Annotated in this window: 1 protein-coding gene; it reads right to left on the bottom strand. The window is 42.5% G+C overall.

Features of this window, described 5'->3' with window-relative positions:
• Positions 1-259 (bottom strand): PAS domain-containing protein (locus AAEZ00_RS21605; protein ID WP_502959360.1); only part of this gene is annotated, 259 nt, incomplete at both ends.

The raw sequence follows: 259 nt of genomic DNA, 5'->3' as shown, positions 1-259 counted from the left end.
AACCAGCCCCATCCACACTTTACCACTAGAGATACATGCCCACATATCCTTAAATACTTCACTTGGCATATCAGGATGACGCACAAGATTATGTGGCTTACCAATCAATTCATTTTTGTCGAAGCCGCTGACGTCAACAAAAGCATCATTGCAGTAGATAATATGACCGCGCAGATCGGTTCCTGAAATTAAACGAACATCATCATCGAAGTGGTACTGATTAAGGGTAATGGGTTGATTATTGCGCATAGGCACTGAC

Source organism: Shewanella sp. S1-49-MNA-CIBAN-0167 (assembly GCF_040310145.1).
GTDB classification, from domain to species: Bacteria; Pseudomonadota; Gammaproteobacteria; order Enterobacterales; family Shewanellaceae; genus Shewanella; species Shewanella psychromarinicola.
This window is presented reverse-complemented; position numbering and strand designations above follow the sequence as displayed.